11 protein-coding genes and 1 pseudogene are annotated in these 16,269 nt (G+C 53.8%); all 12 read left to right on the top strand.

The genetic code is table 11. The annotated features are described in order from the left end of the window. Window positions 1-161 precede the first annotated feature (161 nt). The 12 genes and pseudogenes from LQZ19_RS01265 to LQZ19_RS01210 all read left to right on the top strand — a co-directional run bounded on the left by LQZ19_RS01265 (window position 162) and on the right by LQZ19_RS01210 (window position 16,260). Window positions 162-1,958 (top strand): phospho-sugar mutase, encoded by a 1,797-nt coding sequence (locus LQZ19_RS01265; protein WP_411045816.1) that lies wholly within the window; start codon window positions 162-164, stop codon window positions 1,956-1,958. Window positions 1,959-2,102: 144 nt separating this feature from the next. Then, window positions 2,103-2,978 carry a TRAP transporter TatT component family protein gene (locus LQZ19_RS01260; RefSeq protein WP_411045815.1) on the top strand — a complete coding sequence of 292 codons (876 nt, stop codon included), beginning with the start codon at window positions 2,103-2,105 and terminating at the stop codon, window positions 2,976-2,978. A gap of 16 nt (window positions 2,979-2,994) precedes the next feature. Then, window positions 2,995-4,014, top strand: coding sequence for a TRAP transporter substrate-binding protein DctP (gene dctP / locus LQZ19_RS01255; RefSeq protein ID WP_411045814.1), 1,020 nt, complete (start codon window positions 2,995-2,997; stop codon window positions 4,012-4,014). Between the two features lie 5 nt (window positions 4,015-4,019). After that, window positions 4,020-5,882 carry a TRAP transporter large permease gene (locus LQZ19_RS01250; protein ID WP_411045813.1) on the top strand — a complete coding sequence of 621 codons (1,863 nt, stop codon included), beginning with the start codon at window positions 4,020-4,022 and terminating at the stop codon, window positions 5,880-5,882. Next, on the top strand, window positions 5,883-6,995 hold the full coding sequence (gene alr, locus LQZ19_RS01245; RefSeq protein WP_411045812.1) for an alanine racemase: 1,113 nt from the start codon (window positions 5,883-5,885) through the stop codon (window positions 6,993-6,995). It abuts the gene before it with no gap. Between the two features lie 43 nt (window positions 6,996-7,038). After that, window positions 7,039-7,995 carry a PhoH family protein gene (locus LQZ19_RS01240; RefSeq protein ID WP_411045811.1) on the top strand — a complete coding sequence of 319 codons (957 nt, stop codon included), beginning with the start codon at window positions 7,039-7,041 and terminating at the stop codon, window positions 7,993-7,995. After that, complete coding sequence (locus LQZ19_RS01235) at window positions 7,979-10,270, top strand: HD family phosphohydrolase (protein ID WP_411045810.1); 2,292 nt, start codon at window positions 7,979-7,981, stop codon at window positions 10,268-10,270. The genes LQZ19_RS01240 and LQZ19_RS01235 overlap by 17 nt, the downstream gene beginning before the upstream one ends. Continuing rightward, window positions 10,267-10,725 (top strand): rRNA maturation RNase YbeY, encoded by a 459-nt coding sequence (ybeY, locus tag LQZ19_RS01230; RefSeq protein ID WP_411045809.1) that lies wholly within the window; start codon window positions 10,267-10,269, stop codon window positions 10,723-10,725. Before LQZ19_RS01235 ends, ybeY begins: the two co-directional genes overlap by 4 nt. Beyond that, window positions 10,709-11,497, top strand: coding sequence for a hemolysin family protein (locus tag LQZ19_RS01225; protein WP_411045808.1), 789 nt, complete (start codon window positions 10,709-10,711; stop codon window positions 11,495-11,497). Before ybeY ends, LQZ19_RS01225 begins: the two co-directional genes overlap by 17 nt. 166 nt (window positions 11,498-11,663) lie before the next feature. Then, a complete protein-coding gene (locus LQZ19_RS01220) occupies window positions 11,664-13,649 on the top strand; it encodes a tetratricopeptide repeat protein (RefSeq protein WP_411045845.1) in 1,986 nt (661 codons plus the stop codon). A gap of 53 nt (window positions 13,650-13,702) precedes the next feature. After that, window positions 13,703-14,828: pseudogene (prfB, locus tag LQZ19_RS01215) on the top strand (peptide chain release factor 2). Then, window positions 14,803-16,260 carry a PEGA domain-containing protein gene (locus LQZ19_RS01210; RefSeq protein ID WP_411045807.1) on the top strand — a complete coding sequence of 486 codons (1,458 nt, stop codon included), beginning with the start codon at window positions 14,803-14,805 and terminating at the stop codon, window positions 16,258-16,260. The pseudogene prfB and the gene LQZ19_RS01210 overlap by 26 nt, the downstream one beginning before the upstream one ends. The last annotated feature ends 9 nt before the right edge of the window (window positions 16,261-16,269 follow it).

Here is a 16,269-nt window from a genome sequence, read left to right as displayed (position 1 = left end):
GGCACAGAGATCACAGAGATAAAACAAAGATGCCTGACAAAAACTCTGTGTCCTCCGTGTATTCTCTGTGATCTCTGTGTTAAATCTTGGTATATTTGGAATTACTTTTTTACGTCTTGCGCATAAAGAGAGGGCTTACTATACTGAAACCGGAGGATATTATGGACCAATCCGCAATTATAAACCAGGCAAAGGACTATATAGCAAAAGAGCAGGATACGTTTTTCAAGGCCGAGGTGGAGGATCTTCTGGCAAAGCAGGATTGGAAGGAACTGGAAGACCGGTTCTACCGGAACCTGGAATTCGGTACCGGAGGTCTGCGGGGGGTCATTGGGGGCGGGTATAACCGTATGAATACCCTGGTGGTCAAAAGCGCTACCCAGGGGCTGGCCACCTATGTGCTCAAGGCTTTTCCGGAAAAGGCTAAAGCCGGAAAACTTGCCGCGGTGATAGCCTACGACAGCCGCCATTATTCCCCGGAATTTGCCGAGGCTGCAGCCCTGATTTTTGCGGGTAACGGCATCAAGACCTATCTCTTTTCCGCCCTCAGACCTACCCCGGAACTGTCCTATGCGATCCGGCGGCTTGGGGCCGACACGGGGATCGTGGTTACCGCCAGTCATAACCCTCCTCAATATAATGGATATAAAGCCTACTGGAACGACGGAGCCCAGGTTATCGCACCCCACGATGAGGGGATCATCCGGGAGGTCAATTCGGTAAAGGAAATTAAAGAGATTACCCGGGTAGAGGCCTTTTCCCAGGGTCTCCTGGAAATTGTTGATAAGGTCATAGACGAACCCTACCAGGCCATGGTCAGGAGCCGCCTTTTCCGGCCCGCTCTTATCAAGACTAAGGCCCATGAGGTGAAGATTGTCTACACGCCCCTCCACGGAACCGGAGCGCTCCATGTGGAAGCGGTTCTGGGGAGCCTGGGACTCCAGGTGATCACCGTACCGGAGCAGCGTGAGGGAAACGGAGACTTCCCCACGGTAGCCTTCCCCAACCCGGAGGAAGCGGCGGCCCTGGAACTGGCCTTAAAGCTGGGCAAGGAAGTGGGCGCCGATGTGGTCATGGCCACCGACCCCGATGCGGATCGCCTGGGCATTGCCGTTCCTTCGGGCAAGCGGGGAAAACCCGGTGATTTTACCCTGGTTACGGGGAACCAACTGGGGACCCTCCTGGCGGACTATATCTTCCTTTCATTGCAAGAATCCGGTAAACTACCCCGTAAGGGCACGGCGCCGACAAAGTTGGCCATGGTCAATTCCATTGTCACCACGGGGATGCAGAAACGGGTAGCCGAATCCTACGGGGTTAAATTCTACGAATGTCTTACGGGCTTTAAGTGGATCGCCGACGTGATAGCCAGGACCGAAGCGGACCAGAGCGCCGAAGTGGTGTTCGGTACCGAAGAAAGTTACGGCTACCTGGTGGAAAACGAGGTCCGGGACAAGGACGGGGTTTCCGCCGCCGCTTTGACCGCAGAGATGACCCTCTACTGGCGGAGTCAGGGGAAAAGCCTCCTGGACCGCTTGGACGAACTGTACGGGATAAACGGCTACTGGCAGGAAATGGGGATCTCCAAGTACTTCCAGGGGCCCCAGGGGCCGGCTATCATGCAGGGCATCATGGCGGAATACCGGAAAAACCCACCGAAAACCCTGGGCGGCATTGAGGTGGAGAAGGTCCGGGATATCCAGGAATCGCTGTGGAAGTACCCATCCCAGCCCGGCAAGACCGAAAAGGTGGATTTCCCCAAGAGCGACGTGCTCCAGTTCTACCTTAAGGATGGAACCGTGGTAAGCGCCCGGCCCAGCGGCACCGAGCCGAAGATCAAGTTCTACGCCTCAAGCTGTACCGAAATAGGCGCAGGCGGCCTGGAAGCGGCCAAAGCCGAAGCCGGGCGGAAGCTTGACGCCATCAAAAAGGACATACGCCAAGTTATTGGGGATTAGCCATGCTTGGGTAGTTGATAGGGTTTCCCTGAGTCTATACAATATCGCTTGATTGGAGGAAAGGCCTTGAAATACCGTTCTGCCTTTGTGGGTGTATTCCTTTGTTGTGTCCTAACAATATTGTCCTCCTGTTCTATTAACAAGATGGCTACCAAGGCGGTAGCCAATGCCCTTACCGGGGAGGGGAGCAGCACGGTGTTTACCGGCGACACGGACCCCGAACTAATCGCCGGCGCCCTGCCCTTTGCCATAAAAATGTACGAGGCCCTCCTCGCCACACAGCCGGATCACCAGGGGCTTATCCTTACCACGGGTTCCCTCTTTGTGATGTACGCCAACGCCTTTATCCAGGGGCCGGCGGAGATGCTTCCCCCCGAGGAATACCTTGAACGGGCGGATCGGATAGAGCGGGCCCGGAAACTCTACCTCCGGGGAGCGGAAATCCTGGCTACGGGGCTGGAGAAAAAATATCGCGGCTGGAACGATGCCTATGGAAAGGGTGTCCAGCTTTCGTATCTGGCAAAATTAAAAAAAGCGGATGTTCCCCTGATCTACTGGCATGCCGCGGGGATACTCTCCGCCTATGCCTTGAACCCCTTCGATCTGGACCTGGGGATGCGGCTTCCGGAACTTACCGCCGCCATAGCGCGGGCCTATGAATTGGACCCCGATTTTAACTCCGGGGCATTGGACGATTTCTACGTACTGTTCTACTCTTCGGTACCCGAAGGCATGGGGGGGGACCCTTCCAAGGTTGAAACCCATTATCAGCGGGCGTTGGAAAAATCGAAGGAGGGTCTTGCGGGCCCCTATGTTTCCTACGCCCAGGCGGTATGCGTACCGGCCCAGAATATTGAAACCTTTAAAAGCAGTCTCGAATCCGCCCTGGCGGTTGATATAGAGAAGGATCCCGCCAGCCGCTTGGTCAACATCATTGCCCAGCGAAAGGCCCGGTACCTTCTGAATGCGGCGCCGGATTTTTTCGCCGAACTGGACGCCGATACATGGGGTGAATGGTAGAAAAAGGAGTAGGGTTTTGAAAAAGGTAGGTTTGTTTTTTCTCGCAGTAATGCTGTTCGCCGGTCCTGGGGCGATTTTTGCCCAAAGACGGCCCGCACGGCAGATCACCATTAAGCTTGCCTCCATGGTTCCCGCCAATACCCCCTGGGGCGCCGCGTTGAACCGCATGGCCAGCGAATGGTCCGCCGCCACCAACGGAGAGGTGCGGATGCAGATATACCCCAACGGTACCCAGGGTTCCGAGGCGGATGTACTGCAAAAACTCAACATGAATGTTATTCAGGCGGCGGTATTCACATCCTTCGGACTGAACAAGATCGTTCCGGAAATATTGACCGTAAGCTGCCCCCTCCTTATCCGGAACGATGATGAACTTACGGCGGTTTTTGATGTTATAAAATCGGATCTGGAAGCGAAGATTAACAGCCAAAATTACTACAGTATGGCCCTGGTCAGGGGCGGCTGGGTAAAAATCTTTTCTAAGGATCCGGTGTTTGTTCCCACGGATTTAAAGCATATGAAGGTGGGCAGCGATCCCCAGGAACCGACCATGACCCAGGCTTTTAAATCCATGGGTTATCAGGTTGTGCCCGTTGAAGCCAACCGGACCCTCATAGCCCTGAACGGGGGCACCATCGAAGCCATCTATGTAAGCCCCATAGCCTCGGCGGGGATGCAGTATTTTGGGGTTGCCAAAAACATGTCCACCGTGAATATCGCCCCCTTCCTTGGGGGAATTGTGATGAACAAACATACCTGGGAAATGATCCCCGAGCAGCACCGGGCGGAGATCCTCAGAATAACCCGGCGGATTGGAGCGGAAATCGAAACTTCCCTGGCTCAGCTTGAAAGCGATGCTATTACCACCATGATCCGGCACGGATTGGTGATTAACGATCTCAATTCCCGGCAGCAGCAGGAATGGTACGATGATCTTGAAAAGGCCATCCCGGCGCTGCTGGAAAGCGCTACCTTTGACCGGGGTACCTACGATAAAATCGACGGGCTTGTAAAGACCTACCGGGGCGGACGGTAAAATCAATGGGAAGGGGAGTAAAGCGGGTACTATACGGCATAGAAGACGGGCTTTGTTACTTTTCCCTGTTCTGCCTGACCCTGTTGCCGGTGGCGGAGGCAGTCCTCAGAACTTTCTTTAAAACCGGAATTTCCAATTCTTCGGGAATTCTGATCCACCTGCTTTTGGTGGTGGGACTCGTTTCAGGGATGATTACCACCAGAAACGCCGAGCATCTGTCCATAGCCCTGGCGCAGGTTTTTTTCAGCGATAAGGCTAAGAGACCCCTGCTGATAATTACCAACTGCCTTTCCGCCTTTGTGGTTACCATAATTGCCTGGAGTTCGGTCTCCTTTATCAAAATCGGGCTTATTGGCCGGATAATCGGGTTTATCCCCGATAGGGTTTTTGCCCTGGTTATCCCCATCGGTTACGGGGTAATCGCCATCCGCTTTGCCCGCAGAGCCCCCCTTACCGGTAAGGCCAGGGTCCTGCCTTTTTTGGCGGTCCTGCTGGGAACTTTTTGCGCCCTGCCGGTTATCGCTAAAGCGGTCTGGGGGTTTAATCTTCCGGCTTTTTTGGCTGCCCTTTCCGATACCCTGTCTCTCCTGGCCTATTACATACGGATTCCCGCGGTTTTCATCCTTATCCTGGCTGCTTTGGCAGGAACCCCCCTCTTTGTGGTTATGGGGGGCCTCGCCCTTTTTCTTATTCAGGCTTCCTGGGGGGAAATTGATGTGGTGCCCAATCAGGTGTATATAGCCCTTACCCAGGATAGTATTATTCCCATTCCCCTCTTTACCCTGGTTGGTTTCTTCCTTTCCGAAAGTAAGGCCGGGGACAGGCTGGTTCAGACTTTCCGTAGTCTCTTTAGCTGGCTGCCCGGGGGAATGATCATCGCTGCGGTGCTTATCTGCGCTTTTTTCACTTCTTTTACCGGAGCTTCCGGGGTAACCATCCTGGCCCTGGGGGGAATACTCTTTGCAGTCCTGTCGGAGCATATAAAGTATCCGGAAAATTTTTCCATAGGGCTCCTTACTTCTTCGGGAAGCATAGGGCTGCTCTTTCCGCCCAGCCTCCCCATCATCCTGGTGGGGGCAACCACCATGACCAATATCATGCACCTGTTTTTAGGGGGAATTATTCCGGGGCTTATCCTGGTTGTTGCGCTTATTATCTTTGGTATCATCACTTCGATAAAATATAAAATACCCGTTGAACCCTTTCGTGTGCGGGAAGCCCTGGGGGGTTTAAAAGAATCCGCCTTCGAGATTATCCTGCCATTTTTGTTGATCGCCGGGTTTTTCTCCGGGATTCTCTCCCTGGTTGAGGTGGCTGCGGTTGCGCTGATCTATATTTTTATTGTTGAGGTCCTGATCCACCGGGATATTACCCTTAGGGGCCTGATACCGCTTTTCCGCAAGGCCGTTCCCATCATGGGGGGGGTGCTTTCTATCATCGCCCTGTCCATGGCCTTGTCCTATTATATAGTAGATACCCAGGCGCCGGAGAGGCTCGCCCAATGGATGCAGGCCACGGTTGAATCCAAGTACGTGTTCCTCCTCCTGCTCAACCTGGCGCTTTTAGTGGTGGGCTGTCTTATGGATATCTTTTCCGCCATCCTCATCGTGCTTCCCCTGGTTGCTCCCCTGGGTCAGGCCTATGGCATAGATCCGGTTCACCTGGGGATCATCTTTATTATCAATCTGGAAGTCGGCTTCCTCACCCCGCCGGTGGGGCTTAACCTTTTCCTGGCGACATACCGGTTTAAGAAACCTTTCCTGGAGATCTGCCGCTACGTGTTTCCCTTCCTGCTTATCCAACTGATAGTAGTAATCCTGGTTACCTACGTGCCCTGGTTTTCAACCTATTTAACGAGGTTTTTTTAAATGCGTGCAACCCGCGCCATTATCCGTCTTGATGCTTTTCGTTACAATCTTCGTCTGGTCCGTTCCCGTGTCGGTTCCGCCCGGAAGATCTGTGTGCCCGTCAAGGCCGATGGCTACGGTCACGGGGCGGTTCCCCTTGCAAAAACGGCTCTGGAGGAGGGCGCGGAATTCCTGGCGGTGGCCACGGCGGACGAAGGGGCGGAGCTCCGGGAGGCGGGGATTACCGCGCCGATACTGCTCCTTTCCATACCCTTACCCGAGGAAATTCCCGAATTGATAGTGGATAAGCTCATCCCCCTGGCAGGGGACCGGGACTTTGTCCGGGAGCTTGCCGCAACGGCGGAGCAGGGAGGGGAAGTCCTCTCTGTTCACCTGAAGGTAGATACCGGTATGGGCCGGATAGGATGCCCGCCGGAGTCTGCCGCGGAACTTGCAGCCCTTATCGCCGGATCGAAGCACCTTAAACTTGGGGGCGTCGCCACCCACCTGGCGGTCTCCGATTCTCTGAAGCAAGACGATGTGGCCTATACCAAGGAACAGCTTACCCGGTTTGGCCGGGCGGTGGAGGATATAAAGAAGGCGGGGATCGATCCCGGTCTGGTCCACACCGCCAATACCGGCGCCCTGGCCTTCCACGAGGATGCCTTCTTTGATATGGTTCGCCCGGGTATACTCCTCTACGGCTATGCCCCCGCAGGCGCTGAGCAGGTTCTTCCGGTAAAGCCCGTGATGGAGCTGGTCAGCCAAATTATGTTTATCAAGCAGGTGAAAAAAGGGGAGACCGTTTCTTACGGCAGAATCTGGACTGCGGACCGGGATACCACCATCGCCACCATTCCTGTGGGATACGGCGACGGTCTGCCCCGGCGGCTTAGCGGGGATTTTCAGGTACGGATAAACGATGCCTGGTATCCCCTGGTGGGCCGGATTTGCATGGACCAGTGTATGGCGGATCTGGGGCCAAATACGGCGATACGCCGCTGGGACAGCGTAAGTTTTTTCGGGGCAGACGCCCTTTCCGCCGCGGATCTTGCCGCGAAGCTGGGTACCATTTCCTATGAAATCACCTGCGGGATAAACAAGCGGGTACCGCGTATCTATGTTGACACTTGACGTCCCCATAAGGGGGCTATAGACTTGAAATTCAGAGGTGTGTTTGGACGATAGCATAACCGTTGTACTGGATAGCCATGAGGTTCTGTCCGGAGTTTGCGGGGCAAATGATGGGAACCTGAAGCTGATCGAAGGGTCCTTAGGGGGCCGTATCGCAACCCGGGGGAACGAAATACGTCTGGAAGGGGTCGATGAGGCCGGGGTCCGGCGTTTCAGAACGATGATGGATAGCCTTATAAGCGCAGTTCGGGAGGGGGATAACCCTTCCCCGGATTTTGTCAGAGCCCTGGTAGGAACCGTTTCTCCGGATGAAAGCGGGCCCGGGATACTGCAGGATGCGGTGATCCATATCCCCCACGGCTTTGGCAAGGTTTTTCCCCGGGGCCACAATCAGGCCCGGTATATCCAGGGTATGCGTTCCAGCGATATTACCTTCTGTGTGGGGCCCGCCGGTACGGGGAAGACTTTCCTGGCCATTGCGGAAGCCCTTTATCTGGTACTATCAAAAAAGATGCGTAAACTGGTGCTTACCCGGCCGGTGGTGGAAGCCGGTGAAAGCCTGGGTTTTCTCCCGGGGGATCTGGCCCAGAAGATAAACCCCTATCTGCGGCCCCTCTACGACGCCATGGAGTCCCTTATCCCCTTCGAGGTGATCCACCGTATGGAAGAAAATCATACCATAGAGATAGCGCCCTTGGCATATATGCGGGGACGGAGTCTTAACGACTGTATTATTATTCTGGACGAAGCCCAGAATACTACTAAGGAGCAGATGAAGATGTTCCTCACCAGGTTGGGCCAGAGCGCCCGGGCGGTGATTACCGGGGATGCTACCCAGGTGGATCTGCCTAAACGGGTCGATTCGGGGTTAATCCACGCCCTTACCATTCTCAAAGACGTGGAGGGGATACACTTTGCCTACCTCAATACCGGCGATGTGGTCCGGCATCCGCTAATCAAAAAGATTATTCAGGCTTACGAAAATGAAACGAAATCGTAGTAGTTTTGCCTTTGGCGATCCCTTTTTAAAAAAGTTCAGACTCCCGAAATTTCGCCTGGGCCCTGCTCTGGTGAGCATACTGGCATTTATCATATCCGGCGGCGCCATTATCTGGGGCAGTATGCGTTCCGATATCGTCGAAGCCGGGAACTATACGGAATTTGAACTTGGCCGGGTAGCGGACCGGGACATTATCTCGGAACATGCGGTCTCCTATGTGGACGAAGACGCTACCCAACTGCGCCGAGAGGCGGAAGAACGGCTGGTTCCGGCAGTTTTTGTGTTTTCCCGGGAGGCCGGCGAAGGAAGCCGGAACGCCTATGCCCGGTTTGCGGAACTCTCCCGGAATCTCTTTTCCCAGGGAGCCTCCGCGGAGGCTTATAAATTGGCGGTTCAGGCTGCGCTTCCCGGAGCTTTTGCCTCCAATACCCTGGACATGCTTTTTCGGGATTCCGGCAGGGATCGTCTTCTGGACTATGGATACGCAGTCCTGGACTACCTTCTGGACACCGGCATTGTTGCCATACCCCAGATCGGCCTGGAGATGTTTAACCCCGATGTGGTGGAGCTGTACCACAATAACGGCGGCCGGATAGAGCGGGAGCGGATCACCTACGGCAAGCTTATCAGTTATGACGGGGTGGAGGACGCCCTTAGGCGCCGCATTGTGGGAGGGGCTTTTCCCGCTGCCTTTGTTTCCATTGCCTTCCCCTTGCTGAAACCCTTTATCACGGAAAATGTGTTCTTCTCCCCCCAGGAGACCAGCCTGCGTCTGGCCGAAACCCGTTCCCAGGCAAAACCGGTGATGAAATATATAGAAGAGGGGGAACGGGTCATACGGAAAGGGTTTATCATAGGCGAAGGTGATATGGTTAAACTCCGGGCCCTGATCGATTCCCAGCCGGGATACGATCCCCGGCCGGTGATAGGCCATATTCTGATATTATTTTTAGTGTACGGTTTTCTGGTCTTCATGGGAGGTATGCGGAGCATTGGAAGGCTCCTCTCTCCGGCGGAGATTTATCTCCTGGCAATTCTTACGGTACTCTATATAGTGGGCGCAGTATTCCTGCGGACAATGCCCTTGGGAAATTACTCTTCTGCGGCCCTGGTGCTGCCCACTGCCCTGGTAGTAATGCTGCCCGCAATTCTGATCGGGCCGCAGCTTGCGATAGTCTTAGCTTTGACCCTGCCCCTGGGGGCTTTCATGTCCGGCCATTTTGATGCGCCTTCCTTTATTTTTGCCCTTAGTTCCGGAATAGTAGCGGTCCATGTACTGCGGAATGCAAAAAAACGCATGGATCTGATCAAGGCCGGTTTTATTCTGGCCCTGGTCCATATCTTTACCGCCACAGGTTTGCTCCTTATAAAACGGAGTTCCCTTGCGGACTATCCGCCGTCCTTGTTTCTTGCGGCCTTTAACGGCGTTGCCTCGGGGATGTTGGTCCTGGGTTTTCTCCCCATGTTGGAACATGCCCTGAACGCTCCTACCACCTTCCGGCTTATAGAGCTTTCGGATCTTAACTCCCCCGTCCTCAAACGGCTTTTTACCGCAGCCCCGGGTACCTATAGCCATTCGGTGATGGTGGCAAATCTGGCGGAGTCCGCCTGTCAGGAGATTGGCGCTAATCCGCTGCTTGCCCGGGTGGGGGCCTATTATCATGATATAGGGAAGATTGATCAGCCCGACTATTTTGTGGAAAATCAGACCGTCTATAATAAACATGATACTATCCCCCCCCGGCTTTCCGCCACGGTGATCCGCAGCCATGTTAAACTGGGTGTGGAAAAAGCACGGTTCCTTGGGCTTCCCCAAGCGGTTATGGATATTATTTCCGAACACCACGGCAATTCGGTGATCAGCTGGTTTTATCATGAGGCGCTTAAGCGGGAAGCTGCGGACGTGAACAATAAAGGTGTGGTGAATGTGGAGGACTTTACTTATCCCGGAAATCCGCCCCGCTCCCGGGAATCCGCAGTGGTGATGCTGGCGGATGTGACCGAAGCTGCGGTGCGGACATTGAAAAAGCCCACCGCCGCCAGGCTGGAAAAATTTATCCACGAAATGTTCCTGTCAAAATTTGATTCAGGCCAGCTCTGGGATTCTGATTTGACCTTTCGGGAACTCCAGATCATAGAGAATACATTTGTACGGGTATTGGCAGGGCATTATCATTCCCGAATTGAGTATCCCAAGCAGCTTAAAGAAGCAGTCCAGGCGCCGGGCCATACCCATTCCGCCGGACCTTCCGCTTCTCCGGGAGACCCTATATGAACCGGGTGGAAATCAGCGCCGAGGAGGTCCCCCTACCTGGCTGGTCGTCCCTGGCGAACGGCTATATTCTTAAAGTTCTTGATAGGCTGGAAAAGGATTCCTGGGATCTTTCGGTACTCTTCTGTAATAACGCCTATATCAGGTCGTTGAACGAGCGGTTCCGGAATATTGATGAACCTACGGATGTATTATCCTTTGAACTGGGGACCAATTACAATGATGAAGTAACCGGAGAAACCCGGTTCTTAAGCGGTGATATCATCGTTTCCCTGGAAACCCTGGCGGAAAACGCCGAATATTTTAAGGTTTCCCCGGATGAAGAATTACGCCGTCTTTTAATCCATGGTATCCTTCACTTAGACGGAATGGATCACCAAACCAACGAGGGTGCAGAGCCCATGTTAAAACTACAGGAAGAGATCCTGACGGAGTTATCGGGTGAAGCTATTTTTTAAAAAAGGTGAAATAGACAAAAAAATATTGCAGGCCCTGGAAACGGATCAGCAGGAAATGATCCGCGGGGTGGTGGAGCTTTCGGATACCACGGTTAAGGAAATCATGGTTCCACGGATCGATACGGTATTCATTTCCGTGGACGCCACCCGGGAAGAACTGCTGGAACGGATCACCGAAAGCGATCATTCCCGTTTTCCGGTGTACAAGGAAACTATCGACAACGTGGTGGGTATCCTCTACGTAAAGGATCTGCTTAAAGCCCTGGTTAAGGGCGAGGAACTTTCAATCCAGAACCTTCTCCGCAAACCATTCTTTGTGCCCGGCTCAAAGCATATTAACGAACTCCTTGCGGAACTGCGCCGCCGCAGGGTTCACATTGCGGTGGTGGTAGACGAGTACGGCGGGGTTTCGGGAATTATCTGTATGGAAAATATCATCGAAGAGATCATCGGTGATATCCAGGATGAATTTGATAACGAAACTGAGAACATTCTCAAATTAGGGGAGGGGACCTTCCTCTGTGACGCCCGGGTAAACCTGGAGGATCTTTCCGAGGAAACCGGAGTAACGCTGCCTGCGGACGATTTTGATACCCTGGGCGGCTTTGTGTTTGACCTTTTTGGAAAAATCCCCGTAAAATTCGAAAAAGCTGTCTACGGTGATACGGATTTTATCATCCAGGACATGGACGGGCATAAGATAAATACGGTAAAGATAGTATTGAATAAGAAAGAAGACAATAAAAACCACAAAGTCGCAGAAGTCGAATAAGAAAGAGAGTAAAACCGCAAAGGCGCAGAAGGCGAATAAGAAGAAAGGGAAGAAGATGATGAAGAAAAAAAGAAGAAAAGAAGAAGAGGATAATACAATTACTCCATTTTCCCCCCTTCCTTCTTCCTCTTTCCCCCTTTCTTCAACTTCTGCGCCTTCTTCGCCTTTGCGGTTAAACCCTCTTCTCTTTTTCTTTCTTTTAACCTTTGCGGTTATAGGGCAGCTTTATGCCCAAAGCGGTTCTGCTTCCGGGGCGGGGGCCTTTTATGACCGGGGGCGCGTTTATATGGTGCAGGAAGACTGGTACGCCGCTACGGAGGCCCTGTTGGAATGTGTACGCCTTAACTCAGCCCACGCCGAAGGGACCGCCGCTCTGGCGGAGTGTTACTACGAGCTTGGTGAATTCGATCAAGCCCTGAGCTGGGTGCGGAAGGCCCGGACCTTGGCCCGGAGCAGTATGCCCCTTGCCAATTTGGAAGCCACTACCCTCATAGCCCTGGGCCGGCTGGGGGAGGCCCAGACTATCATCACCGATATTCTCAAGCGGGAACCCTATAACCTGGAGGCCCTCTTTGCGGGGGCGGAGCTTGATGTGGCCCGAGGCCATTCGGGTGACGCCGTTATTCGGTACCGGGAGGTGGCCCGCCGCTTTCCCGACGATAAAAGGCTCCTCCTCTCTCTGGCCCTGGTTCTCTGCTCCCTGGGGGATCTGGAAGGCGCCCGGCCCTATATTGAACGGGCTCTCTTGCAGCACCGCGAGGATTACCGGGTCTATTATTACGCCTCCTACATAGAAGCCAAGGCCGGGCGTTTCCCCCAGGCCATACGGTATGCCGAACAAGCCCTGGATTATAAGCCGGGGTATAAGCCCGCACGGGCGCTTCTGGCAAGTCTCCGTTACCGTTCCGGACAGTTTGAAGAAGCCGCCGCTCTTGCGGATCAGACCATTGCGGAGGATCGCGGCGATTTAGCCGCATGGTACCTCAAGGGTATGGCCTATATCAGCCTTGGGCGGATCAGCGATGCGATGAATATACTTTCCCAGGCTTCGGGGATAGATCCCAACGATGAGTTTGTTCGTTCCGCCCTGGAGGATCTGATCCTCAGCAATACCAGCCTGGAAGATCCCCTGCGGACCCGCTGGGCATCCTGGCATTTTAACCGTGCCCGTTCTTTTCGTTCCAGGAGCCTCACCGATCAGGCTCTCTTTGAATACCGCCGGGGGCTGCGGCTTAACCCTTATGCCCGGGACCGGTTGGAATACGCAGAAATACTGCGGATTCAAGGCTATCCCGCCCGCTACCTGGAGGAACTGCGGTTCCTCCGGAGCAACAACCTGAATGACCCGGCGATTAACGATGCCATTGAAGCCTACGATGCCCTCCTGGCGGATGCACTGTACCGGCGCTGGGATGCGGATCCCGTTGAGATTGCCAAACGTCACTGGAAGGTGGCGGTATTTACCATAGCCTCCGATGGAGCTTTCTACCATGCCGAAGCAGGCGCTGTAGGTTCCGCCTATGTCCGGGACCTGTTGATCCACGACCGGAACATAGCCGCCCCTGACCTGACCCTTAAACAGCCCTCCTTTTCCACCGCCTTCCGTACCGCACGGGAAGAGGGCGCGGATTACTTCCTTATCGTTACGGTATCTGAAAACGAGCGGGACCTTTCCATCAAGGGTGAACTCTTTGTGGGCCGTACCGGTTCCCCCGCCGCATCCTTCTACACCTACCGTACCGGCGATGATCGTCTGCGAAACGCCTCCCGGGGCTTGGTCGACCAGCTTTCCCGGGCACTCCCTTTCCGCGCCGCCCTGATCCGGCGCCGTTCCTCCCAGGGTCTTATCGACAAGGGCCGTGCGGACGGCGTTAAGAACGAAGCGGAATACGATGTGGTCAAGAAGGGCCAGTCTGTGATCCGCAACGAAGGTATAGGTCTGGTTTATTCTCCGGAGGATGTGGTAGGAAAACTGCGTATAGAACGGGCCGATGAGGAGGTATCCATGGGGATACTCACCCGGGAGGGTTTCTTTGACCGTATCGGCATTGGGGACGAGATTATTCTGCAGAACGAAAAACCCGCCGATAACCCGGCCGATGCCATGGTAGACCCGGAATTGAGGAGTTTGCTGCGAAATCTTCGCGGGTAACTGCGTTGCAAGAATGGTTTGACAAGTAGACGGAATTTGGCTACTCTAAACCTATGTTAGTATCAGAATTAGGGGCTCCCATTGCGGAGCTAAAGGCTAAAATCTACGATACCTGGAGGCGTCTTTGAAAACCCGGCGCCCGGAACACCTTCCTTTGGACAGCGTATAGCGGAACTTGAGGCTAGCGCTGGGGAGGCGGATTTCTGGAACAATAGTAATCGGGCGGAGAAGATCATGGGGGATCTCAAGGCTCTCAAGGCCCGGTACGAACCATGGAAGGCCCTGGTGGCGGATATTGAGGACCTTGAGGTGCTTCAGGAACTGGCCGGGGAGGAAAAAGACGAATCCCAGGGCAGTGAAATCGAAAATACCCTTGGAAAACTTACGGAACGCTACGAAAAGCAAAATATTTATGAACTTATGGGCGGAGAGGTGGACAAGAACGGCTGCTTCCTCACCATCCATTCCGGCGCCGGGGGGACCGAAGCCTGCGACTGGTCCCAGATGCTCTACCGGATGTACCTCCGCTGGGCTGAACGCCGGGGATTTAAGCTTGAAGAGGTGGATCGCCTGGAGGCGGAGGGGGGGATAAAATCCGCTACCTGCCGCATCGACGGGGACTATGCCTACGGCTACCTCAAGGGTGAATCCGGGGTGCACCGGCTGGTGCGTATTTCCCCCTTTGACGCCAATGCCCGGCGGCATACCTCCTTCGCTTCGGTGTACCTTTTCCCGGTAATAGACGATTCCATCGAAGTTGATATCCGTCCCGAGGATCTCCGGGTGGACACCTACCGTTCCGGCGGCGCCGGGGGGCAGCACGTAAACAAGACCGACAGCGCGGTGCGCTTTACCCACCTGCCTACGGGCATCGTGGTGGCCTGCCAGAGTGAACGGAGCCAGACCATGAACCGGGCTATCGGCATGAGTATACTCAAGTCCCGGCTCTACGAATATTATCGCCAGGAAAAAGAAAAGGAAAATGAAAAGTTTGCCCAGGAAAAAAAGGATATCTCCTGGGGGAATCAAATCCGGTCCTATGTGTTCCAACCCTACACCATGGTGAAGGATTATCGGACCAAGACGGAGATGGGTAATATCCAGGCCGTCATGGATGGAGATATAGATCCCTTTATTGAGGAGTATTTGCGCTTTGCCTGGAAAAATAATCAAGCATAGTATTACTGTGCTCGCGCTATTCCTGGTATTTTCCGCTCCGGTTTTTGGGTTTGGAAAGGCCGAAGAAGAGGCGGCGGTAGCTATGAACCCCGAGTGGGCTCTCTGTATTACCGCCTTTGATGTTTCTTCCCTTCCTCTCCCCCAGCAGATTCTGGGGGATCTTCTGATGCGCAGGCTCGCAAAATCCATCACGGATGTCCATCACCGGGTCCGGATATCGGATGAATACTCCTACTACCGGGATCTGGCCTGGGTCCGCGCCCTGGAGGATGCGGGAAAAAAACTGGCGGCCAAGAGGGCCGAGCGGGATCTGCTTATCTATAAGGGGTATCCGGGATGGCGGTATAAGAGTGAATTAAAAACGGTCGATGCGGCTATAAAAACCCTGGATGAGGAATATCAAAAGGCCGAGGAAGCGGTAATGACGATTGAGTATGAACCGGTTTTTATATTGACCCAGGAAAATACCGGTGGATTATTTCCCGATCCTCCCTCCACAGGCGGAGAGTACCATTTTTGTACCAATAAAAAAGCCGATGCCTTCGTCTCCGGGAAGATATCCGAATTTCACGGCCGTATTTTCCTCCGCATCCGCATGTATACCCTGTATACCCGTTCGTTTGAATATGAGGATAGTTTTATTTTTTCCACCGATGATATGGGCATGGTGGAGGATGAAATGGTAGGACGTTTGATGGCAGCCATATCGGGCGCTCCGGCATCGGCGATATCCGTAAAAACAGATCCGGAAAACGCAGTTATTCTGGTCAAAGAAAACTATGCAGGGCAGGGTGATACCGGGATCAGGGAATATCCTCCGGGTCCGGTGAATGTGACGGCCTTTGCGGATGGGTATAACAGCTCATCCGTGTCGGTGGACCTTGCGGCGGGAGAATTGACGGAACTGCAATTTAAACTTCAGCCTGTGCCGAAGACCAGCTTTGACATTAATTTTCCTAACCATGATGGTGCATCGATATACGAAGGTTCCCTTTACATGGGGATGGCCCCCCTAACCATAACGACACCGGTAAATCAATTTGAATATATCCATGCGGAAACTCCTGCGGGGGATAGGACCGCTGTAATTTTCCGGGCAGGGCAGACGAGAGATGTGGTAACCTTACCAATCGCCATACCCGCGGGGAAGGACAAAAAACCCCTGGATACGGCCCGGCGTAAATACTACGGCGCCTGGACGCACGTCTGGATAGCCCTTCCGGTGGCTTTTTTGCTTTCCGGTATTACCCTTAACTATCAGAACGCCTATACCATGTCGCTTGATCCCGATATGTATGATACCTATCAGACCCTGAGTAATGTTACTACCGGCGCCTGGATTGTCTTTAGCGCTGTTATGGTTGAATCGATTTACCGGGTACTTCGGTATGGTAGTACGGCCAGTAAAAGTGTTCCGAAGATTGCGAAATAGGATGGTGAA

This window comes from Treponema primitia, assembly GCF_046533075.1.
Taxonomy (GTDB): domain Bacteria; phylum Spirochaetota; class Spirochaetia; order Treponematales; family Breznakiellaceae; genus Termitinema; species Termitinema primitia_B.
This window is presented reverse-complemented; position numbering and strand designations above follow the sequence as displayed.

Coding starts and splice junctions, on each gene's coding strand:
- LQZ19_RS01265 (WP_411045816.1), top strand. CDS start 162: ATGGACCAATCCGCAATTATAAACCAGGCAAAGGACTATATAGCAAAA.
- LQZ19_RS01260 (WP_411045815.1), top strand. CDS start 2,103: ATGGCTACCAAGGCGGTAGCCAATGCCCTTACCGGGGAGGGGAGCAGC.
- LQZ19_RS01250 (WP_411045813.1), top strand. CDS start 4,020: ATGGGAAGGGGAGTAAAGCGGGTACTATACGGCATAGAAGACGGGCTT.
- alr (WP_411045812.1), top strand. CDS start 5,883: ATGCGTGCAACCCGCGCCATTATCCGTCTTGATGCTTTTCGTTACAAT.
- LQZ19_RS01235 (WP_411045810.1), top strand. CDS start 7,979: ATGAAACGAAATCGTAGTAGTTTTGCCTTTGGCGATCCCTTTTTAAAA.
- ybeY (WP_411045809.1), top strand. CDS start 10,267: ATGAACCGGGTGGAAATCAGCGCCGAGGAGGTCCCCCTACCTGGCTGG.